General features: G+C 69.2%; 20 protein-coding genes. 16 read left to right on the top strand and 4 right to left on the bottom strand.

What is annotated here, in order from left to right:
* The first annotated feature begins 61 nt into the window (after positions 1-61).
* The 5 genes from ABFG95_RS27285 (at position 62) to ABFG95_RS27265 (ending at position 5,166) form a co-directional block, all read left to right on the top strand.
* On the top strand, positions 62-1,675 hold the full coding sequence (locus ABFG95_RS27285) for a PepSY-associated TM helix domain-containing protein (RefSeq protein WP_348995133.1): 1,614 nt from the start codon (positions 62-64) through the stop codon (positions 1,673-1,675).
* A complete protein-coding gene (locus ABFG95_RS27280) occupies positions 1,672-2,022 on the top strand; it encodes a DUF3325 domain-containing protein (protein WP_049074062.1) in 351 nt (116 codons plus the stop codon). The genes ABFG95_RS27285 and ABFG95_RS27280 overlap by 4 nt, the downstream gene beginning before the upstream one ends.
* A 139-nt stretch (positions 2,023-2,161) precedes the next feature.
* Positions 2,162-4,162: a ribonucleoside triphosphate reductase gene (locus ABFG95_RS27275; RefSeq protein WP_348995132.1), complete on the top strand. Its 2,001-nt coding sequence runs from the start codon at positions 2,162-2,164 to the stop codon at positions 4,160-4,162.
* 64 nt (positions 4,163-4,226) lie between these two features.
* Positions 4,227-4,409 carry an anaerobic ribonucleoside-triphosphate reductase gene (gene nrdD / locus ABFG95_RS27270; protein WP_049074065.1) on the top strand — a complete coding sequence of 61 codons (183 nt, stop codon included), beginning with the start codon at positions 4,227-4,229 and terminating at the stop codon, positions 4,407-4,409.
* Positions 4,375-5,166, top strand: coding sequence for an anaerobic ribonucleoside-triphosphate reductase activating protein (locus ABFG95_RS27265; RefSeq protein WP_348995131.1), 792 nt, complete (start codon positions 4,375-4,377; stop codon positions 5,164-5,166). The genes nrdD and ABFG95_RS27265 overlap by 35 nt, the downstream gene beginning before the upstream one ends.
* On the opposite strand, the gene ABFG95_RS27260 is transcribed toward ABFG95_RS27265, so the two are convergent.
* A complete protein-coding gene (locus tag ABFG95_RS27260; RefSeq protein ID WP_348995130.1) occupies positions 5,157-6,587 on the bottom strand; it encodes a PLP-dependent aminotransferase family protein in 1,431 nt (476 codons plus the stop codon). The two genes, ABFG95_RS27265 and ABFG95_RS27260, sit on opposite strands and share 10 nt — an antisense overlap.
* A gap of 141 nt (positions 6,588-6,728) precedes the next feature.
* Here ABFG95_RS27260 and ABFG95_RS27255 point away from each other — a divergent pair, with 141 nt between their 5' ends.
* From ABFG95_RS27255 to ABFG95_RS27240, 4 genes are all read left to right on the top strand, one after another.
* Entirely contained in the window at positions 6,729-8,018 is a 1,290-nt protein-coding gene (locus ABFG95_RS27255; protein WP_336729651.1) for a hydroxymethylglutaryl-CoA reductase, degradative, read from the top strand.
* Between the two features lie 94 nt (positions 8,019-8,112).
* Positions 8,113-8,586 (top strand): hypothetical protein, encoded by a 474-nt coding sequence (locus ABFG95_RS27250; protein WP_047990889.1) that lies wholly within the window; start codon positions 8,113-8,115, stop codon positions 8,584-8,586.
* Entirely contained in the window at positions 8,583-9,971 is a 1,389-nt protein-coding gene (locus tag ABFG95_RS27245) for a tripartite tricarboxylate transporter permease (RefSeq protein ID WP_020927869.1), read from the top strand. Before ABFG95_RS27250 ends, ABFG95_RS27245 begins: the two co-directional genes overlap by 4 nt.
* A 184-nt stretch (positions 9,972-10,155) precedes the next feature.
* Entirely contained in the window at positions 10,156-11,313 is a 1,158-nt protein-coding gene (locus ABFG95_RS27240) for a nitronate monooxygenase family protein (RefSeq protein WP_348995129.1), read from the top strand.
* A gap of 52 nt (positions 11,314-11,365) precedes the next feature.
* Here the strand turns inward: ABFG95_RS27240 and ABFG95_RS27235 are convergent, their stop codons facing one another.
* Entirely contained in the window at positions 11,366-12,838 is a 1,473-nt protein-coding gene (locus ABFG95_RS27235) for a HAMP domain-containing sensor histidine kinase (protein ID WP_068979860.1), read from the bottom strand.
* Positions 12,835-13,566 carry a response regulator transcription factor gene (locus tag ABFG95_RS27230; RefSeq protein WP_175146943.1) on the bottom strand — a complete coding sequence of 244 codons (732 nt, stop codon included), beginning with the start codon at positions 13,564-13,566 and terminating at the stop codon, positions 12,835-12,837. Before ABFG95_RS27230 ends, ABFG95_RS27235 begins: the two co-directional genes overlap by 4 nt.
* Before the next feature lie 211 nt (positions 13,567-13,777).
* On the opposite strand from ABFG95_RS27230, the gene ABFG95_RS27225 reads away from it, so the two are divergent.
* The 7 genes from ABFG95_RS27225 (at position 13,778) to ABFG95_RS27195 (ending at position 20,947) form a co-directional block, all read left to right on the top strand.
* Positions 13,778-14,416, top strand: a complete 639-nt coding sequence (locus ABFG95_RS27225) for a cytochrome b/b6 domain-containing protein (protein ID WP_024068997.1) — start codon at positions 13,778-13,780, stop codon at positions 14,414-14,416.
* A gap of 10 nt (positions 14,417-14,426) precedes the next feature.
* A complete protein-coding gene (locus ABFG95_RS27220) occupies positions 14,427-15,218 on the top strand; it encodes a molybdopterin-dependent oxidoreductase (protein ID WP_059270250.1) in 792 nt (263 codons plus the stop codon).
* 47 nt (positions 15,219-15,265) lie between these two features.
* Entirely contained in the window at positions 15,266-15,595 is a 330-nt protein-coding gene (locus ABFG95_RS27215; RefSeq protein WP_049074086.1) for a pentapeptide MXKDX repeat protein, read from the top strand.
* Positions 15,596-15,669: 74 nt separating this feature from the next.
* Positions 15,670-16,170 (top strand): peptide-methionine (R)-S-oxide reductase MsrB, encoded by a 501-nt coding sequence (msrB, locus tag ABFG95_RS27210; RefSeq protein WP_100508925.1) that lies wholly within the window; start codon positions 15,670-15,672, stop codon positions 16,168-16,170.
* A 35-nt stretch (positions 16,171-16,205) separates the two neighbouring features.
* Positions 16,206-16,907, top strand: a complete 702-nt coding sequence (gene msrA, locus ABFG95_RS27205; protein ID WP_175147266.1) for a peptide-methionine (S)-S-oxide reductase MsrA — start codon at positions 16,206-16,208, stop codon at positions 16,905-16,907.
* 532 nt (positions 16,908-17,439) lie between these two features.
* A complete protein-coding gene (locus ABFG95_RS27200; RefSeq protein WP_348995128.1) occupies positions 17,440-20,247 on the top strand; it encodes an autotransporter domain-containing protein in 2,808 nt (935 codons plus the stop codon).
* Positions 20,248-20,461: 214 nt separating this feature from the next.
* Positions 20,462-20,947, top strand: a complete 486-nt coding sequence (locus tag ABFG95_RS27195) for a hypothetical protein (RefSeq protein WP_336729649.1) — start codon at positions 20,462-20,464, stop codon at positions 20,945-20,947.
* Between the two features lie 84 nt (positions 20,948-21,031).
* On the opposite strand, the gene ABFG95_RS27190 is transcribed toward ABFG95_RS27195, so the two are convergent.
* Positions 21,032-21,583, bottom strand: coding sequence for a DNA starvation/stationary phase protection protein (locus ABFG95_RS27190; RefSeq protein ID WP_049074093.1), 552 nt, complete (start codon positions 21,581-21,583; stop codon positions 21,032-21,034).
* Positions 21,584-21,640: the final 57 nt, after the last annotated feature.

Genomic DNA, 21,640 nt, shown 5'->3' with positions numbered 1-21,640 from the left:
CGGTCCGCGGCCGCGTCGAAAAATAACGAGGCGCGTTCTGAAACCCACTTTCCGTCTATCCATGGCCTGGCTCCACACCTGGGTCGGCCTGTGGTTTTCCTGGCTGCTGTTCGCCGTCTTCCTGACCGGCACCCTGGCGGTATTCGCCGAACCCATCACCCATTGGATGACGCCCGAGCATCACGCGGCCGAGGCCGATGCGGCGGCGCGCGAGCCCGTCAAGGTGGATCGCGCGCGCCGGCTCGACCTGGCCGTGCGGTACATGGCACAGCATCACCCCGGCGCCGGCATGTGGGAGATCTGGCCGGTGGACCGCTTTCACGACAACGGCCTGGTGGCGTACTGGTTGGACCATAACGGCGAATACGCCGACGCCGAACTCGATCCCGAGACCGGCCAGGAACTGCCAGGGCAAGCGCCCCACGCGGCCGGCCGCGCCACGCTCGGCGGCAATCACTTCGTCGACTTCCACTACAACCTGCATGCCCAGCCGCTGGGCGTCTGGATCGTGGCCTTCGCGGCCATGGCGATGCTGGTGGCGATGGTGTCGGGCGTGGTGACGCACAAGCGCATCTTCAAGGACTTCTTCACCTTCCGCGCGAAAAAAGGCCAGCGCTCGTGGCTGGACGCGCACAACGCCACGGCGGTGCTGACGCTGCCGTTCCAGTTCATGATCGCCTACACCGGCATCGTGATCTCGGCCCTGACGCTGATGCCCGCGCCGATCACGGCGGCCTATGGCGGCGGCGCCGAGGCCGCGCGCCAGTACCTGGCCGAACTCTCCCGCGAAGACCGGCCGACGCCGACCGGCGCCGCGCTGGCGGTGCCGCCGCTGGAACCGCTGGTGGCCCGCGCCGAACAACTGATCGGGCAGACCGCCCGCGCCATCGTCGTCAACAACCCCGAAGACGGCTCGATGCGGATCGCGGTCTATGGCTGGAACGAGGCCGCCGACCAGCAGGTCCTCATCAGCACCACCACTGGCATGGCCGAATTCTCCGCCGCCAGCGGCGAACTGCTGCGCCTGCGCGCGCCCGGCGGCGTTGAAGGCGGCGCCGCGCCGCTCACGCGCCAGGTGATGGCCGACCTGCACATGGTCAAGTTCGGCGGCCTGGCCATGAAATGGCTGTATTTCCTGTGCGGCCTGGCCGGCGCCGCGATGATGGGCACGGGCGCGGTGCTGTTCATGGTCAAGCGCCGCCACAAGATGGGCAACGAGTTCGGCGCCGCCACCGCGCGCGTCTACCGCCTGATCGAAGGCCTGAACGTGGCCGCGCTGGCCGGCCTGGCGATCGCCTGCGTCGCCTACCTGTGGGCCAACCGCCTGCTGCCGGTGGCGCTGCCGCAGCGCGCCGGCTGGGAGCTGCGCGCTTTCTTCATCGTCTGGGCGCTGACGCTGGCCCACGCCTGGCTGTGCGCGCCGCGGCGCGCGTGGATCGGGCAATTGGCCGCGCTGTCGGCGCTGTGCCTGCTGCTGCCGCTGCTGTCGCTGGCGACGATCGGCGACCATCCGCTGGCGCAGATCGCGCGCGGCGACTGGGAAAGCGCCGGCGTCGAACTGACGGCCGTGGCCACCGGCCTGGCGGCCGGCTGGGCCGCGCTACGATTGCGCAAGAAACCGTTGTCGGCGCCGCCGCCGCGCAACGCCCGCCCGCCCCAGGAAGCCACGGCATGAATCTGAACGACGCATACGGCATCGCCATGGCGCTGCTGCTGACCTATTCCGGCATGGCCTGCCTGAGCCTGGCGATGCCGCGCCACTACGATCAGGTCTGGGGCCGCGATCCGTCCGCCGGCCATTCGCGCGTGCTACGCGCCGCCGGCATCCTGCTGTTGCTGCTGGCGCTGCTGCCGTGCGTCGGCCTGTGGGGCAACACCGTGGGCGTGGTGGCCTGGCTCGGCTGGCTGTCGGCCGGCGCCCTGCTGTGGGTCGGCATGCTGTCGTGGTCGCCGCGCCCGGCGATGCGCACCGCCGCGCTGGCGGTGGTCATCTCGATCGCCGGGGTCGGCTTCGGCTTCTAGGGCCGCATTGCGCCCGCCCCGGCCCGGCCGGGGCCGTTTGACCGGCATCAAGCCGGCGTGACAAACGCCTCGGTGGCCCGGTCTTTGACACCATAGGTGGTGGTAGAGTTTTTCCACCCCACAACATATGGTGTCAGCGATGCAACTCCAACACATCCTCAAGCGCGACGGCCGGGTCGTCGCATTCGACCGCGCCAAGATCGCGGCGGCCATCGCCGCCGCCGGCCGCGGCACCGGAGAACTGGACGCCGACGTGGCCCAGGCGCTGACCGGCGCGGTGATCGAGGCGCTGGCCGCCGAAGGCAACGTCTGCCCCGGCGTGGAAACCATCCAGAACCAGGTCGAGGAAACGCTGGTCAAGGCCGGCTACTGGCGCACCGCCCGCGCCTACATCGTCTACCGCGAACAGCACGCCCGCCTGCGCGCGCTGCGCCATACCCTGGTGGACGTGGAAAGCGCCATGGAGGAATACCTGGAACAGCGCGACTGGCGCGTCAACGCCAACGCCAACCAGGGCTACAGCCTGGGCGGCCTGATCCTGAACGTGGCCGGCAAGGTCACCGCCAACTACTGGCTGTCCAACGTCTTCACGCCCGAAGCCGGCCAGGCCCACCGCGACGGCGACATCCACATTCACGACCTGGACATGCTCAGCGGCTATTGCGCCGGCTGGTCGCTGCGCCAGCTGCTGACCGAGGGCTTCAACGGCATCCCCGGCAAGATCGAGGCCACGCCGCCGCGCCACATGTCGGCGGCCATCGGCCAGATCGTCAACTTCCTGGGCACGCTGCAGAACGAATGGGCCGGCGCGCAGGCCTTCAGCTCGTTCGACACCTACATGGCGCCCTTCATCCGCCGCGACGCGATGACCTACGCCGAGGTCAAGCAAAGCATGCAGGAGCTGATCTACAACCTGAACGTGCCGAGCCGCTGGGGCACGCAGACGCCGTTCACCAACCTGACCTTCGACTGGACCTGCCCGGCCGACCTGAAGGAGCAGATCCCCTACGTCGGCGGCGAGGAAATGCCGTTCGCCTATGGCGACCTGCAGGCCGAGATGGACATGATCAACCGCGCCTACATCGAAGTGATGATGGCCGGCGACGCCAAGGGGCGCGTGTTCACGTTCCCGATTCCCACCTACAACATCACGTCCGACTTCGACTGGGACCATCCCAACACCGAGCGCCTGTTCGAGATGACCGCGCGCTACGGCCTGCCGTACTTCCAGAACTTCCTCAATTCCGATCTGGAGCCGCACATGGTGCGCTCCATGTGCTGCCGCCTGCAACTGGACCTGCGCGAGCTGCTCAAGCGCGGCAACGGCCTGTTCGGCTCGGCCGAGCAGACCGGCTCGGTGGGCGTGGTGACGATCAATTGCGCCCGCCTGGGCCATACCTGCCGCGGCGACGAGGCGGCGCTGATGGCGCGCCTGGACCACCTGCTGGGCCTCGGGCGCGACGTGCTGGAGACCAAGCGCAAGGTGGTGCAGCGCTATATCGACCAGGGCCTGTACCCGTACACCCGGCGCTACCTGGGCACGCTGCGCAACCACTTCAGCACGCTGGGCGTGAACGGCATCAACGAGATGATCCGCAACTTCAGCGACGACGCCGACGACGTCACCACGCCGGCCGGCCACGCGCTGGCGGTGCGGCTGCTGGACCGGGTGCGGGCGCGCATGACCGAGTTCCAGGAAGAGACCGGCCATCTCTACAACCTGGAGGCCACGCCGGCCGAAGGCACCACCTACCGCTTCGCTCGCGAGGACCGCAAGCGCTATCCCGGCATCCTGCAGGCCGGCACCGAGGCCCAGCCCTACTACACCAACTCCAGCCAGCTGCCGGTGGGCCACACCGACGATCCGTTCGAGGCGCTGGCGCTGCAGGAAGCGCTGCAGGGCAAGTACACCGGCGGCACCGTGCTGCACCTGTACATGAACGAGGCCGTGTCGTCGGCCAGCGCCTGCAAGGAACTGGTGCGGCGCGCGCTGTCGAACTTCCGCCTGCCCTACATCACCGTCACGCCGACGTTCTCGATCTGCCCGAACCACGGCTATCTGGCCGGGCACCACGAGTTCTGCCCGAAGTGCGACGCCGAATTGCTGGCCAAGCAGGCGTCTTGCTGCGCGCCGGCCTGACATCGCCGGTCACCGCGTTTTTTCCCCGGGCGATCCCCGCCCGGTCTTTCCCCCAGGAGCCATCATGCAAACCGTGATCACCCCGCAAGCCATCGCCCCGCAGGCCGCGCATCTGGACGACAGCCAGCGCGTGCGCTGCGAAGTCTGGACCCGCGTCATGGGCTATCACCGCCCCGTGTCTTCCTTCAACACCGGCAAACAAGGCGAATTCAATGAACGCCGCTTCTTCGTCGAACAACGTGCCTGAAGCGGCCGGCGGCCGCAAGGCCGCCGCAGCCCGCCACCCGCCGCGCCTGGCCCACGCCGCGCCGCCCCGGCCGGCGGCCCAGCCGCTGCCGCGCCATTCGCCGGCGGTGGGCGGCCTGACGCCCTTCTCCACCGTGGACTGGCCGGGCACGCTGGCCGCCGTCGTCTTCATCGCCGGCTGTCCCTGGCGCTGCCACTACTGCCACAACCCCGAATTGCAGACACGCAACGCGCGCTACGACTGGCGCGACGTGCGCGCGTTCCTGGACAACCGCCAGGGCCTGCTCGACGCGGTGGTGTTCTCGGGCGGCGAACCGCTCAGCGAGCCGCGCCTGCCGTCGATGATCCGCGAGGCGCGGCGCATGGGATACCGCATCGGCCTGCACACCGCCGGCATCTACCCGCTGCGCCTGGCCGACGTGCTGCGCCACCTGGACTGGGTCGGCCTGGACATCAAGGCCGACGCGCAGGGCTATGACGACATCACGGGCCGGCGCGATTCGCACCGGTCGGCGCAGGCCTGCCTGACGCAGTTGCTGACGGCGGGCGTGGATTTCGAATGCCGCATCACCTGGCATCCCGACTGGCTCGACGAGACCCGGCTGCTGGGCCTGGCGCGCGAACTGGCGCGGCGCGGCGTCAAGCGCTTCGCGGTGCAAGGCGCGCGCAGTTGCCCCAGCACCCCGCCGGCGCGGCTGCTGGGCGCGCAGGCGCAGGCCCTGCTGCGCGGCTGGTTCGAGGAATTCGCCTACCGCTGAGCGCCGCCGCGCCCCAGGCGCGCCGCCAGCGCGGCGTGAAAGCGCGGCGACGCCACCGCGCCCACATTGCAGCGCGACCAGGGCGAGGCCGCCGTCGGGTCGACGCTGAACACGCGGCCCGGCGCCATGATGACCCTCTCCGGCATCAGGTCCTCGGCCAGCGCCAGCGAATTGTCGATGCCGGGAAACGCCGCCCACAGATAGAGCGAGCGGGTGGGCCGCGTGTAGACCGTCGCGCCCAGCGAATCCAGCACCCGCAGCGCGTCGCCGGTGGCCGCTTCCAGGCGCTGGCGCAGGCGCACCAGATGGCGTTCGTAGTGGCCGTCGCGCAGCATCACGTCGACCATGCGTTCGCAGTATTCCGAACTGCTGACGTGCACCAGCGCCTTCAGGTCCGCCAGGTCGCTGGCCAGGCCCGCGCCGCAGGCGATGAAGCCGACCCGCAGCGCCGCCGAGAACGACTTCGAGAAACTGCCGATGTAGACCGTGCGCTCCAGCTGGTCCAGCGCCGACAGCCGCACCGCCGAGGTCGGCTTGAAGTCGGCCAGCGGATCGTTCTCGACCACGATCAGGTTGTGGCGCTCGGCCAGTTGCAGCAGTTTGTAGGCCTTGGCCGGCGAAATGTCGGAACCGGTGGGATTGTGCGCCAGCGACTGCGTAAAAAATAGGCGCGGCTTCTCGCGCTGCAGCAACGCCTCCAGCGCCGCCAGATCCGGGCCGTCCGACAGGCGCGGCACGCCCAGCATGCGCACGCCCGCCAGCTTGAGCTTGCCGAACAGCGGGTAGTAGCCCGGATCGTCCACCAGCGCCGCCGCGCCCGGCGGCAGGAAGTAGCGGATCACCAGGTCCATCGCCTCGTTGGCGCCGTGCGTCAGCACCAGCTGCGACGGCGCCGCGCTGATGCCGACGTCGCCCAGCTTGCGCACCAGGCTCTCGCGCAGCGGCGCGTAGCCGAAGCGGCTGCCATAGCGGAACAGCGTGCCCAGGCCGGTGCGCACCACCTTCTGGTGATAGCGGTCCATGCGCATGTCGGCCAGCCATTCCACCGGCGGGAAACCGTCGCCGGCGGCAATGGCGTCGGGCTGCGTCTTGAGTTGCTCGCGCATCAGCCAGACGATGTCCATGGCGCGGCTCAACTGGCCCGGCTCTTCATCGGCGGCGCGCCGCGCCGGCCCGGTGTCGAGCACGTAGAAGCCCGAGCCGCGACGCGGCTCCACCAGCCCGCGCGCCACCAGCATCTCGAACGCCACCACCACGGTGTTCTTGGCGTAGCGATGCAATTGCGCCAGCTCGCGCAGCGACGGCAATTTATCGCCCGGGCGGTAGACGCCCTCGGCGATCTGGCGCCCGATCAGGCGCGCCAGGCTTTCGGCGATGGGCGCGGCGCGCGGGGCGCGGCCCGGGGAGTTGTCGGCGTCCACGGCGTGGTTTCCAGCGGGAAAAAGTCGAAAATTGGTGCAGTGCGATGGTACTGTTCGTCCAAACTGTACCTCTGAATGCCGGTACAGTTTACCTAGAATCCGGTCACCCAATTCCTAGATTTCCAGATGGAGACACATGCCATGGTGGCCGATTCACGCCTGCCCAACTTCCGCGCCCTCACCCCCGCCCAACGCCTCGCCGCCATCGCCGACGCGGCCAGCCTGACGCCCGAGGAACGCCAGCAACTGGCCGAACCGGGCGCGCTCGGCCTGGAGCGCGCCGACGGCATGATCGAGAACGTCATCGGCGCCTTCGAGCTGCCGCTGGGCGTGGCCGGCAACTTCCAGGTCAATGGCCGCGACGTGCTGGTGCCGATGGCGGTGGAAGAACCGTCGGTGGTGGCCGCGGCCTCGTTCATGGCCAAGCTGGCGCGCGAGAACGGCGGCTTCGAGACCTCCAGCACCCGGCCGCTGATGCGCGCCCAGGTGCAGGTGCTGGGCCTGACCGATCCGCACGGCGCGCGCGTCGCCCTGCTGCGCGAGCGCGAGCGCATCGTCAAGCTGGCCAACAGCCGCGACCAGGTGCTGATCGGCCTGGGCGGCGGCTGCCAGGACATCGAGGCGCACGTGTTCGCCGACACGCCGCGCGGCCCGATGCTGGTGCTGCACCTGATCGTCGACGTGCGCGACGCCATGGGCGCCAACACCGTCAACACCATGGCCGAGGCCGTGGCGCCGCTGGTCGAGGAGATCACCGGTGGCACGGTGCGGCTGCGCATCCTGTCGAACCTGGCCGACCTGCGCCTGTCGCGGGCCCGCGTGCGCCTGACGCCGCAGACCCTCGACACCAAGGACCGCAGCGGCGCCGAGATCATCGAGGGCGTGCTGGATGCCTACGTGTTCGCCGCCACCGACCCGTACCGCGCCGCCACCCACAACAAGGGCATCATGAACGGCATCGACCCGGTCATCGTCGCCACCGGCAACGACTGGCGCGCGGTCGAGGCCGGCGCCCATGCCTACGCCTGCCGCGACGGCCGCTACACCTCGCTGACCCATTGGGAAAAGGACGCCAGCGGCGCCCTGGTCGGCACGCTGGAAATGCCGATGCCGGTGGGCCTGGTGGGCGGCGCCACCAAGACCCATCCGCTGGCGCGGCTGGCGCTCAAGATCATGGCGGTGCGCTCGGCCCAGGAGCTGGGCGAGATCGCCGTGGCCGTGGGCCTGGCGCAGAACCTGGGCGCGCTGCGGGCGCTGGCCACCGAAGGCATCCAGCGCGGCCACATGGCGCTGCACGCGCGCAACATCGCGCTGACCGTGGGCGCGGTGGGCGCCGAGGTCGACCAATTGGCCAAACGCATGGCCGAGGAAAAGGACGTGCGCGCCGACCGCGCGCTGGCGCTGCTGGAGGAACTGCGGAAACCGGCCTGACGGCGCGGCACGGCCGGCGCACGCACGCCGGCCGCACAAGAACAGAGGCGGCGCCGGGAACCTCCCGCGCCGCCCGTCCATCAAGGAGACAGACATGGAAAGAGACAGTAAGGCGTCCGCCGGACGCCTGGCCGAAGTATGGAACGACACGGTCGACCTGCGCCACCTGGCGTGGGCCATCGCCATCGGCATCGCCGTCAGCGTGGCGGGCTTCTACGCCGCCAGCGGCTGGCTGCGCGACAAGGTCGCCTCGCCCGAGCTGGCGCACGCCTACGCCATGCTGGCCGGCCTGGCCGGCTGCGTGCTGGCGGGCGTGATCTGCGCCCGCCTGTTCCCGCCCAAGCGCGAAGTGGTCGAGCACAGCGCCTCGCACGATCCGGCCTGGCGCGCCGAGGTGCTGGCCGAACTGGCCGCGCAACCGGGCGGCCTGGGCACGCTGGCGGACCTGCCACCGGCGGTGGTCAAGGAACTGAAGGAACTGGACCTGTACGAGCTGTTCGCCGCGCCCGCCGCGGCGCCGGCGCCGCAGGCCCAGCCGCGCAACGTGCGTGAAGAGGTGCCGGCATGAGCGATCCCGTGTTGCTTGAACAGATCATGGTGGCCGCCGGCATGGGCCTCCTGGGCGCGGTGGTGTTCGCCGCCATCGGCCTGGTGTCCGGCACCGACGAGACCACCACGCTGGCGCCGCTGACGCTGCTGGTGGTGCTGCTGGGCGTGCCGCCCGCCGGCGTCTTCACCTTCTTCCTGGCCGGCGCGGTCGCCAAACACATGACCCACGCGGTGCCGACGGCGCTGCTGGGCATCCCCGGCGACACGCTCGCCACGCCGCTGCTGCAGGACGCCAACATGCTGCGCAAGCTGGGCGTGCCGCACATCGCGCTGCGCAAGATGGTGTCGGGCGCCATCGTCGCCGCTTTCGTGGCGGTGCCGCTGGCGGTGCTGTTCGCCGTGCTGCTGGCGCCGTTCGGCGGCGCCATCACCAAGTCGGCGCCGTGGATCTTCCTGGCCGCGGCGGTGCTGATCGCCTATTTCTCGGCCGGCCGCTGGGCCGCGGTGGCGCTGCTGGTGCCGTTCGTGGTGGTGATCGTGGCGCTGCAGAGCCTGACCGCCAAGTACGGCGTCAAGCTCAGCATCAGCTACTTCCTGGGCATCGCCATCGGCCCGCTGATCGCCGACCTGTTCACCGTGATCGCGCCGCAGGGCCGCGCCAAAATGATGCGCGACAAGGTGCGCACGTTCTCGCTGGCGCCGGACGTCAAGGGCTGGTCGGGTTACTTCCCCAACCCGCTCAAGGTGATGGACCGCATCCAGACCCGCTGGACCCTGGCCACCGCCACCATCTCCAGCGCCACCTTCGTGTTCAGCCCGGTGGCGATGACGGTGGTGCTGGGCGAACTGGTGGGCTCGCGCGTCAAGCACGCCTATCACCGCCTGACCACGGTGCTGAGCGCGCGCAACGGCGTCACCGAGGCGACCTACATCGCCGAGGCCCTGATCCCGCTGATCGCTTTCGGCCTGCCGCTCAGCCCGGTGGCCGCCGGGCCGGCCGCGCCGCTGTTCAACGCGCCGCCGCGCTTCACGGTGGACGCGGCCAGCGGCCAAACGCACAACCTGCACAACCTGCTGAACCACTGGGAGTTCCTCGGCTACGGCATGCTGGCGGTGCTGCTGGCGGCGATCGTGTCGTATCCGTTCGCCATGAACTTCGCGCGCCGCGCCGCGCTGTTCGTGTCGCGCAAGGTCAGCCACGAGGCCATCATCGCCACCTTCGTCGGCCTGATCATCGTGATCAGCGTGTGGGAAGGCCAGTTCCTGGGCCTGCTGGTGATCCTGACCATGGGCCTGTTCGGCGGCCTGCTGTCGCGCCTGTTCGGGTTCAATACCGGCGTGCAGTTCATGGGCTACTACACCGCCGTGCTGACGGTGCCGGCGCTGGTCAAGCTGGTGGCGTAAGGCCACCATTGGTCAGGGGCGGAGCCCGCCGGCTCCGCCCCTTTTTTTTGTCTGCCCGGCCGGGCCACGCCCCTGCCGCGTTCCCTCTCCCCGCTTTCACCCGCCTGCTTGATTCCGCGCAAGGCGGCGCGTCATGCCTTGCTCTAGCCTCGGAGCCACTGTTCCCAATAAAGGCTCCCATTTCATGACGTGGTTCAAATCCCTCACTCTCGCCGGCCGCGAATTGCTGCCCATTGTCCAGGGCGGCATGGGCGTCGGCGTTTCCGCCCATCGCCTGGCCGGCGCGGTCGCCAGCCAGAACGCGGTCGGCACCATCGCCAGTGTGGACTTGCGCCATCACCATCCCGACCTGATCGAGCAGACCGAGGACTGCCGCGACCGTGAACAGATCGACAGCGCCAACCGCGTCGCCCTGGACCGCGAAGTGCGCGCCGCGCTCGACACCGCGCAGGGCCGCGGCGTGGTCGCGGTGAACGTCATGAAGGCGGTGCGCGACCATCCCGCCCTGGTGCGCCAGGCCTGCGAAAGCGGCGCCCAGGCCATCGTCATGGGCGCCGGCCTGCCGCTGGACCTGCCCGACATGACCGCCGACTACCCCAAGGTCGCCCTGGTCCCCATCCTGTCGGAAGCGCGCGGCGTGGCCGCCGTGCTGAAGAAGTGGATGAAGAAAGGCCGCATGGCCGACGCCGTGGTCATCGAACACCCCGGCTACGCCGGCGGCCACCTGGGCGCCGCGCGCCTGGACGACATCCACGACGAGCGTTTCGACTTCAAGCGCGTGCTGGCCGAATGCCGCCAGCTGTTCCAGGACCTGCAACTGGGCCGCGACGCCCCGCGCCTGATCGTGGCCGGCGGCGTCGGCAGCCATGAACAGGTGCGCCATTGGCTCGGCCACGGCGCCGACGGCGTGCAGGTGGGCACGGCCTTCGCCGTGACCCAGGAAGGCGACGCGCACGAGAACTTCAAGCGCGTGCTGATGGAAGCCGACCCCGACAAGCTGGCCGAATTCACCAGCGTGGCCGGCCTGCCGGCGCGCGCCGTGCCGACGCCGTGGCTGACGCGCTACCTGCGCCAGGAAAAGACCCTGCAGGACAGCACCCGCTGCGACGCGCGCCGTTGCAGCCAGCGCATGGACTGCCTGACGCAGTGCGGCCTGCGCGACGGCATCGCGCGCTTCGGCCAGTTCTGCATCGACCTGAAGCTGGCCGCCGCCATGCGCGGCGAAGTCAGCCGCGGCCTGTTCTTCCGCGGCGCGTCGAAGCTGCCGTTCGGCGACGCCATGCGCAGCGTGCGCGAGCTGATGGACTATCTGCTGAACGGCAGGATGCCGGCGGCCGCCTGACGGCGGCACGCCAGCGCCAGGCCCCGGCGGCGCGCGGGCGGCTGACGCCGCGTCAGCGCGCCGCCGGCAGGTCGAATTCGAACACCGCGCCCGGCTCCGGCCGTTGCACCAGCCGGATATCGCTGTGATGCAGCTTCAGGATGCGGTGCACGATCACCAGCCCCAACCCGCCGCCATCGCGCGGGCCGTCCGCCAGCACCGAGGCGCGGGTGAACAGGCCGGCGCGCAAGGCGTCGGGAATGCCGGCGCCATTGTCGCTGACCCGCACCTGCACGCCGTCGCGCGCCTGCCGCAGGCGTAGCTCGATGCATCCGCCCGGCGCCGTATGGCGGATGGCGTTGTCCAGCAGATTGGTGAGCACCCGCTCGATCATGCCCAGGTCGGCGCGCACCGGCGGCAGCTCCTGGTCAATCGCCGTGGTCAGCCGCTGCTGGCGCGCCTCGGCGGCCAATTCGAATTTCTGGATCACGTCCTGCGCCAGCTCGGGCAGCGAGAAGGTCTCGGGTTCCAGCCGCACCAGCCCGGATTCCAGCCGCGCCAGCTCGAACAGCTCCTGCGCCAGCCGGCCGACCTTGCGGCTCTGCGCCAGGGCGATGTCCAGGTAACGGCGGCGCTCGGCCGCGTCCAGCGTTTCGTCCTTGAGCCGCAGGGTTTCCAGGTAGCCGTGCAGCGAGGTCAGCGGCGTGCGCAGGTCGTGCGAAATGTTCGCCACCAGGTCGCGCCGTTGCTGGTCCTGGCGCGTCAGCTCGCGCCATTGCTCGGTGATGCGGCGGCCCATCTGCACGAAGCTGCGGCGCAGCACCGAGATCTCGTCGCCGCTGGCATCGGTGGCGTCGGCCGGCTTTTCCAGCGCCGCCAACGCGCGGCCGTCGTCGTCGCCAAAGGCCCGCACCGCGCGCGTCAGCCCGCGCAGCGGCCGCGTGATCAGGCCGAACGCCGCCAGGCCCGCCACCAGGCCCAACAAAGCCACCAGCGCAATCGACCACAGGGTGGTGCGCAGCACCGCGCTACGCGACGCGGCCATTGCCAGCGCGTCATGCGCCTGGCCTTGCAGCACCACATAGACATAGCCCTCGTCGCGCCCCGCCACCCGCACCGGCGCGGCCGAAAATACCTTGGCCGTATCCAGGTGGCGCGGATCGTCGCCCTCGATCGGCAGCGCCCCGCCCGCCAGGAAACGGCGCACCGGCGCCAGGTCGACCCGGTCGCGCTTGATCTGGCCGGGCGGCGCCGCATCGCCCACGATGCGGCCGTCGTTGTCCAGCAGGTAGACCTCGACCGCCGGATTCACCATCATCAGCATCGAGAACAGCGAACGCACCGCGTCCGGCTTCCAGCCGTTGGCGTCCATCAGTTCGTTGGTGCCGGCGATATGCTGCGCCAGCCCGCTGGACAGGCGCTGCACCACTTCCTGCTCGTAACGCACGTTGGCCGAGATCTGCAGCCAGGCCGACGCGCCGCAACACGCCAGCAGCAACAGCGCGAACACGGCCGACAGGCGCTGGGTCAGGGTCAGGCGCTTCATGACGCGGACTCCGCCGGCGTGCCGGGCGCGGCCGCGAACTTGTAGCCGCGCCCCCAGACCGTCAGGATGCGCTGCGGATTGGACGGATCGGCCTCGATCTTGGTGCGCAGCCGGTTGATGTGGGTGTTGACGGTGTGCTCGTAGCCTTCGTGCTGGTAGCCCCAGACCTGGTTCAGCAGGTCCAGCCGCGAGAACACCTTGTCCGGGTTGCGGGCGAAGAAATGCAGCAGGTCGAATTCGCGCGGCGTCAGTTCCAGCCGGCGCTCGTCGACCGAAGCGGTGCGAGCAATGGGGTCGATGGCCACGCCGTGCTGGCGCAGGCTGCCGGCGTCGATGCGGGCATTGCGCTCCAGCGCCTCGGTGCGGCGCAGCAGCGCGCGCACCCGCGCCACCAGTTCCAGCATCGAGAACGGCTTGGCCAGGTAGTCGTCGGCGCCCAGTTCCAGGCCGAGGATGCGGTGCACCTCGCTGGAGCGGGCGCTGGTGATGATGATGGGGGTGTAGCGCGTCATGGCGCGGGCGCGCTTGCAGATCTCCAGGCCGTCGATGCCGGGCAGCATCAGGTCCAGCACCAGGGCGTCCCAGCCGCCCTCCTCCAGCCGGCGCATGCCTTCGTTGCCGTCGGCCGCGTGCTCGACCGCGTAGCCCTCGTCACGCAGGTGCAGGCGCAGCAATTCGGCGATGTGGGCGTCGTCTTCGACGATCAGGACGCGGCGGGGCGTATCCATAGGGGCTCGGTCAGGGGTGGAAATCAGGGTAAGCCGCCCGGCAGCGGCCGGCAACGCCGGGCGCGGGCGATCCGCCCCCGGCAGCGCTATTGTCGCCAATCCGTGGCCGGCGAGTTATCACATTTATTTTAAGTTTGCGTGAGGACTTCGATACCGGCGCCGGGGAAGAATGGCTCCAACGACAACAACCGCCTCCCCGAGGAGCCCCGCCATGATGGCCACGCCCGCCACCCCAGACGCCCCCGCCGCCCCGGCGCCCGACAGCCGCGGCCCGGTCCATCCCGGCTGGCTGCGCATCGTGCATTGGCTCAATGCGCTGGCCGTGGTCATCATGGTGACCAGCGGCTGGCGCATTTACAACGCCGCGCCGTTCTTCGACTTCACCTTTCCCAACGGCGCCACCCTGGGCGGCTGGCTGGGCGGCGCGCTGCAATGGCACTTCGCCGGCATGTGGCTGCTGCTGGTCAACGGCCTGCTCTACCTGGGCCTGAACCTGACCACCGGCCGCCTGTGGCGCAAGTTCTTCCCGGTCGGCCCGCGCGGCGTCGCCCGCGACCTGGCCGCCGCCCTGCGCGGCAAGCTGTCGCATGCCGACCCGCGCCACTATAACCAGGTGCAGCGGCTGGCCTACCTGTTCGTCATCGCGGATATCACGGTGCTGGTCCTGTCCGGCCTGGTGCTGTGGAAGTCGGTGCAGTTCGACACGCTGCGCACGCTGCTGGGCGGCTACGAATTCGCGCGCCGCATCCATTTCTTCGCCATGGCGCTGCTGGTGGCGTTCGTGGCGGTCCACCTGGTCATGGTGGCGCTGGTGCCGCGCAGCCTGATCGCCATGATCCGCGGCAAATAAGGAGCCCAACGTGAGCGCAAAACGACGCCTGGCGCTGCTGGGCCTGGACGGCCCCGCCATCCTGAAGGAAGCCGTGAAGATCCTGGACAAGCGGGTCGAAGCGCCCTCGCGCCGCGCCTTCCTGCGCCGCGGCCTGACGCTGGGCGGGCTGGCGATGCTGTCCGGCTGCACGCTGTCCGACGATGAAAACGTGGAAAAGGCGCTGACCGCCGTGTCGCGCTTCAACGACCGCGTGCAAGGCTGGATCTTCGACCCGAACAAGCTGGCCCCCACCTATCCGGAATCCATGATCACCCGCCCGTTCCCGTTCAATGCCTATTACGGCATCGACGAGGTGCGGCAGGTCGAGGAAGAGAGCTTCCGGCTGGAAGTCACCGGCATGGTGGCGGACAAGCGCCGCTGGCGGCTGGAAGAGCTGCGCGCCATGGCGCAGATCGACCAGGTCACGCGCCACATCTGCGTCGAGGGCTGGAGCGCCATCGGCAAATGGGGCGGCGTACCGTTCTCGACCTTCCTGAAGCGCGTGGGCGCCGACCTGACCGCGAAATATGTGGGATTCAAGTGTGCCGATGACTACTACACCAGCATCGACATGCCGACCGCGTTGCATCCGCAGACGATCCTGGCGCTGACCTACGACGGCAAGACCCTGCCGCCGGAGTACGGCTTCCCGATGAAGCTGCGGATGCCCACCAAGCTTGGCTACAAGAACCCCAAGCACATCCAGGCGATTTTCGTCACCAACACCTACCCGGGCGGTTACTGGGAGGACCAGGGCTACAACTGGTTCGGCGGCAGCTAGGTGGTTTTCACTTTTTTTCCCACCACGACACACCAGAGGAACGCATCATGAAGACACTCACCACCGCCGCATTCTCGCTGTGCCTGGCCTTTGGCGCGGTCACCGCGCACGCGGCCGACGACATGTCCAAGGACGGCATGGCCAAGAGCGGCATGTCGAAGGATGGCATGTCCAAGGATGGCATGGCGAAAGACGGCATGTCCAAGGACGGCATGTCGAAGAACTCCATGTCCAAGGACGGCATGTCGCACGACGGCATGAAGAAGGACGGCATGGCCAAGGATGGCATGTCGAAAGATGGCATGTCGAAGGATGGGATGTCCAAGGACGGCATGTCCAAGGGCGGCTCCATGAGCAAGGACAGCATGGGCAAGTAAGCCCGCCCGCCAACCGCCCCGCGGGCGCCGCCCCGGCCGCGCCGCGCGCGGGCCCGCTTTCCCAAGGAGCCCCCATGAGACTGACACGCAGGCATTTCCTGGGCGCGGGCGGCGCCTTCGCGGCCGCCGCCGGCCTGGCGCCCCTGCTGGCCGGGCGCGCCGCGCGCGCCGCGCAGCCCCGCGCCTACCCCTATACCCTGACCGACGCCGAATGGCGCGCCAGACTGACCCAGGCGCAGTACGACGTGCTGCGCCGCGAGGGCACCGAACGGCCCTACACCAGCCCGCTCAATGACGAGCATCGCGCCGGCACCTTCGCCTGCGCCGGCTGCGCCCAGAAGCTGTTTTCGTCGGCCACCAAGTTCGACAGCGGCACCGGCTGGCCCAGCTTCTGGCAGCCGCTGGAACACGCCGTCGACACGCTGGAAGACCGCAGCTTCGGCATGACCCGCACCGCCGTCAATTGCGGCAATTGCGGCGGCCACCTGGGTCACGTCTTCGACGACGGCCCGCGCCCGACCGGACTGCGCTACTGCATGAACGGCGTGGCCATGAGCTTCACCCCGCAGGCCTGATCGCGGCCGGCGTCATTTTTCGAGGATTGCGCATCATGTTCCTTCGTCCCTTCTCCCGCGCCCGCCAGGCCGCGCTGGCCGCCGCCGCCGGCACCCTGTTCGCCTTCGGCACGGCCAGCGCCGCCGAGACTGCCTTCATCATTCCGCCGCCCGCGCTCGACGCCTCGGCGGCCGGCGCGGCCCAGGAAAAAGCCGTGATCGCCGGCGGCTGCTTCTGGGGCGTGCAGGCGGTGTTCCAGCACGTCAAGGGCGTCACCTCGGCGGTCTCCGGCTACGCCGGCGGCCAGGCATCCACCGCCGACTACGACACCGTCAGCGGCGGGCGCAGCGGCCACGCCGAATCGGTGGAAATCACCTACGACCCGAAGCAAGTCAGCTACGGCCAGCTGCTGCAGATCTATTTCTCGGTGGCGCACGACCCGACCCAGCTCAACCGCCAGGGCCCGGACAGCGGCACCCAGTACCGCTCCACGGTGTTCCCGGCCAACGACGACCAGCGCAAGGTGGCCGAGGCCTACATCGCCCAGCTGAACAAATCCGGCGTCTACCCCAAGGCGCTGGCCACCACGGTGGAACCGCTCAAGGCCTTCTACCCCGCCGAGGGCTACCACCAGGACTACCTGGTGCGGCACCCGTACAGCATGTACATCATGGTGAACGACGTGCCGAAGGTGGAGAACCTGGCCAAGACCTTCCCGGCGGCGTATCGCGACAAGCCGGTGCTGGTGAATCCGTAGCCAGCGGCTGAATCCGCGGGCGGCTGGCGGACAGGGCTGTCATTGGCGGCCGCCGGCGGGGCTTGCCGCGCCGGCGGCCGCGCCACGCGCGGCCGTCGCTGCCGTCGCGCGCCGTGCAGCCGGGAAGGCGCTGCCGCGATGGCCGTAAAGCGCGCGTCCTGACCATTTTCGCGGCGCCTCGATAAGCAAGATAAATAATAAAAACCGCGCCGATTCTTAAAATCGAAAATCAGCACCTATCGTGCCTGACAGATAATATAGAATGTATCAATTCCCGCCATATTGATAATACGGACGGTATCCAAAACACCAATAAAAACAATTGGTTGGTATCCAAGCGGCCGAAAATCGCGGCCTTGGATGGTATCTTTCAGGCAGTTTTTAAATCTGCAAAAAAGCAGGTATAAATTGCGTCCTTTTTCCACCGGCCCGTCCATTCCATACAAAGTATTTCAGCCACCGGAAACACGATTTCCGTGGGCAATTGCGTATGGCATCGGGACCTCGGGCCGAGACAAAAAGGATTCCAGTCTTGATATACGGCACGAACAAGTGGCTGACGGCCACGGTCGCATTGAGCACCACCTGCTGCGCCGCCGCCATGGCGGCCGACCTGACGGTGGCGTCCGGCAACACGCAGGTGTTCGACGGCTCGGCCGCCTTCCCCGGCGGCGTTGACGTCAACGGCGGCACCCTGGTGATCGGCGGCAACGGCGGCGGCGCCGGCGTCACCCTCACCGGCAACGTCAACGCGGCCGCCAACGGCACCGTCTCGGGCTTCGGCGCGATCAACGGCAACCTCAACGTGAACGGCGCGCGCGTCGCCCCCGGCTACCCGGTGGGCACGCCCACCGGCGTGTCCAACGGCAACCTCGTCGTCAGGGGCGACCTGTCGATGAACAACGCCGTGTTCGACTTCGAGACCGGCTACGCGGGCCTGCCGATCACGCAGCCCGGCACCGGCGACAACATCACGGTCGCCGGCAACGCCACCCTGAACAACACCACGTTGAACGTGTCGGTCAACACGCTGGGCACCAACGCCGGCTACTACCGCATCCTGTCATACGGCGGCACCCTGAACGGCAACGGCCTGACGCTGGGCAGCGTGACCGGCGACTCGCAGCCCGCGGCGACCGTCCAGTCGCTGACCGGCGACAAACAGATCAACCTGATCCTGGGCCCCAGCACCACCAATCTGTGGAACGGCAACGGCGCGGCATCCGCCACCCGCGCCGGCGGCGGCAATGGCACCTGGAGCGCCGCCAGCGGCAACTGGAACAGCCCCACCAACGCCACGGGCGCCCTGCCCGACGGCGGCTACGCCATCTTCACCGGCGCGGCGGGCACGGTCACGGTCGATGGCGGCGCCGGCCCGGTGCGCGTGTCGGGCATCCAGTTCGCGACCGACCGCTATACCGTGCAGGGCGCGCCCATCACCCTGGTGGGCAGCGGCGGCAACCCGCCGGCCCTGGTGGTCGGCGACGGCACCTATGCCTCGGGCCAGTTCGTCGACACCATCCACAACCCGCTGCAAGGCACCCAGGGCTTCGTCAAGACCGGCCCGGGCTCCCTGATCCTGACGGCCGACAGCAGCGGCCTGAGCGGCCCCATCCTGATCGCCGACGGCGCCCTGGAGATCGACGGCAAGCTGAACGGCCCCCTGGACATCGGCCGCGAGGTCGTGCTGGCGGGCGTCGGCCAGGTCGGCACCACCACGCTCTACCCCACCGCCGTGATCTCCCCGGGCAACGACGGCTCGCCCATCGGCACGTTGACGGTCAACGGCAACCTCGCCTTCGGCGCCGATACCGTCTATCGCGTGCACGCCGATCCGGCCAGCAGCGCCAGCGACCGCATCCACGTCACCGGCGTCGCCACGCTGGATGGCACCGTGGCGCACGTCGGCCCGGCCGGCAACTATGCGCCGCGCACCACCTACAACATCCTCACCGCCGACGGCGGCATCCAGGGCCGCTTCACCGGCGCCTCCAGCGCCTACGCCTTCCTGACGCCCACGCTCAGCTACGACGCCAAGAATGCCTTCATGACGCTCACGCGCAACGACGTGCCGATCGGCAGCATCGGCGGCACCGGCAACGAAGCCAGCGTCGGCGGCGCGCTGGACCAGGAAGATCCGCCCGCGAGCGGCAACGGTTCGACCTCCGGCGGCAATGGTTCGGCTTCCAGCGGCAATGGCGCGACGGCCACCGGCAACGGCTCGTCCGTGGTCGGCAGCGGCACCACTGCGGCCGCCGGCACCGGCGCCCGCCAGGTGACCACGGCCGTGCTGACAATGACGCCCAATGAAGCGCGTTCGGCCCTGAAGCAGTTGTCCGGCGAGGCCTACGCCAGCACCGCCACCGTGCTGCAGAGCCAGGCCGACAGCGTGCGCGCGCTGCCGCTGGATCACCTGCGCGGCAACCTCGACGCGCTGGTGCGCGCCGGACAGCCGACCGCCCAACTGGGCGCGCCGTCGGCCGACGCGCTGCCGCAAAGCGGCGCCTCGCCGGTCTGGGCGCAGGCCTTCGGCAACTGGAGCACCTTCGCTGGCGACGGCAACGCCTCGAGCGTCAGCCAATCGTCCGGCGGCCTGTTCGTCGGCGGCGATGGCGCGGTCGGCGGCGGCTGGCGCCTGGGCGGCGCGGTCGGCTACACCGGCAGCCACAGCTCGCTGGCCGATTCCGCCTCGCGCACCGACGTCGACAGCTACACCGCCACGATCTTCGGCGGCCGCAATTTCCAGGCCGGTCCCGGCCACCTGCGCTTCATGGCCGGCGCCGCCTACACCTGGCACGACATCAACACCAAGCGCGACGTCGCGGCCGGCAGCCTGAACCAGCGCCTGGAGTCGTCCTACCGCGCCTCGTCGACGCAGCTGTTCAGCGAACTCGGCTACCACCTGCCGCTGAGCGATGCCTACAGCATCGAACCCTATGCCGGGCTGGCCTGGAACCAGCTGCGCACGCGGGATTTCGAGGAATCGGGCGGATCGGCCGCGCTGCGCGGCAAGGGCCGCACCGACGACGTGACCAGCAGCACGCTGGGCGTGCGCGGGGCCTGGCAGTTCGAATCCAGCGGCGCGCCGGGCCGCCTGACCGCCTCGCTGGGCTGGCGCCACGCCATGGGCGACGTCACGCCCAGCCAGCAACTGGCCTTCGACGGCGGCGGCACGTTCTCGGTGCGCGGCGTGCCGATCGCCAGGAACGCCGCGGTGGTCGGGCTGGGCGCCGAAATCGCGCTCGCCCGCAACACCACCGCCGGCGTCGCCTATGACGCGCAGTTCGGCGGCGGCAACCGCCAGCAGTCGGGCCTGCTCAAGCTGGCCGTGCGCTTCTAGGGCAACGCCGCGAAACGGCGGGCGTCGCGATGGCGGCGCCCGCCGCGCCGGGAACGCCCGCGCGCATTGCGCTACAGTGCGGGGGCAGGCGGAATCCGGCCATCCGGATATCCTCCCTGCGCATCCATGATCTCTTCGGCCTGGCGCGGCAACCCCGCCCGCGAGGCCGCGAACCCATGCCCCCAGGAAAAGCACAGTAGTGAACGACACCCACATGCCGGACGACGGCGACTTCCAAGACCGCAGGGAACAGGGCGCCACGCTGTGGCGCGACGATGGCTGGACCGCCCGCATCATCAAGAACGAAGACGACGACGGCTGGGCCGTCGAGATGACCCTGGACGGGCAGGCCGAACCGGCCCTGGTGGGTCCGTGGACCATGGGCCGCGACAAGAAGAACCCCAAGCCCCTCGACACCCCCGCCTTCCACACCCTGGTCAAGACCGCCAACGAAGTCCTGCGCCGTCACGAACAGCAATTGCACGCGACGCTGCACAAGAGCGTGAAGATCGATGCGGCCGCCGGCCGCGTCACCGTCAAGCTGGATATCGTGCCCGACGAGGACGAGCCCTATGCCTTGCTCAGCGCCTACGACGAATCGGGCGAACAACTGGCCGAAATCCACGTGGCGCCCACCTACAAGCTGAGCGTGCAACGGGCCTCGGAATGGGCCCGCGGCGGATTCGGGCGCGAGGGCTGACGCACCGGCAACCGGCGGACCGCCCTTCGCCCCGCCCGCTCCCGTCCCCCGATACAAGGGCCGGGAAACGGCCGCCTACGCCGTTCAATGGCCGGTGCTGTCGCCCTGGCGGCTGGCCTCGAACAGGAACCAGGTGCGCCGCTCGGTCTCGTCGATCCAGTTCTCGATGAGGCTGGAGCTGGCGATGTCGCGATGCTCGTCGGTCACGTTATGGGCCTCGCGCAGCGTGGCCGCCAGGGTCTTGTTGTCTTCGCGCAGCTCGGCCAGCATGTCCAGCGGCTGGACGTAGTCGGCATCGTTGTCGGCGATGCGCTGGGTGCGCGCGATATGGCCGATGGAACGCAGCGTGGTGCCGCCGATCTTGCGGATGCGCTCGGCGATGGGATCGGTCATCGCGAACAACTGGTCGCCCTGCTCGTCCAGCAGCAGGTGGTAATCGCGAAAATGCGGCCCGCTGACATGCCAGTGGAAGTTCTTGGTCTTCAGGTACAGCGCGAACACGTCGGCCAGCACCTGGTTCAACACCGCGGAGATATCGCGGGTGGCGGCGGCGGCCAGATCGGTGGGGGTTGCCAGCGGACGCTTGCGCAGCGTCTTCGCCGCCTTGGTGGTCTTCGCATTCAGTTTCTTGGCCATGAATCGCAGCTCCTGGAAATGATTCGGAAAACACGCGCGCGGCGCGATCGGTCGCGC

Origin of the sequence: Achromobacter sp. HNDS-1 (assembly GCF_040084795.1) — a bacterium.
Taxonomy (GTDB): Bacteria; Pseudomonadota; Gammaproteobacteria; order Burkholderiales; family Burkholderiaceae_B; genus Achromobacter; species Achromobacter ruhlandii.
This window is presented reverse-complemented; position numbering and strand designations above follow the sequence as displayed.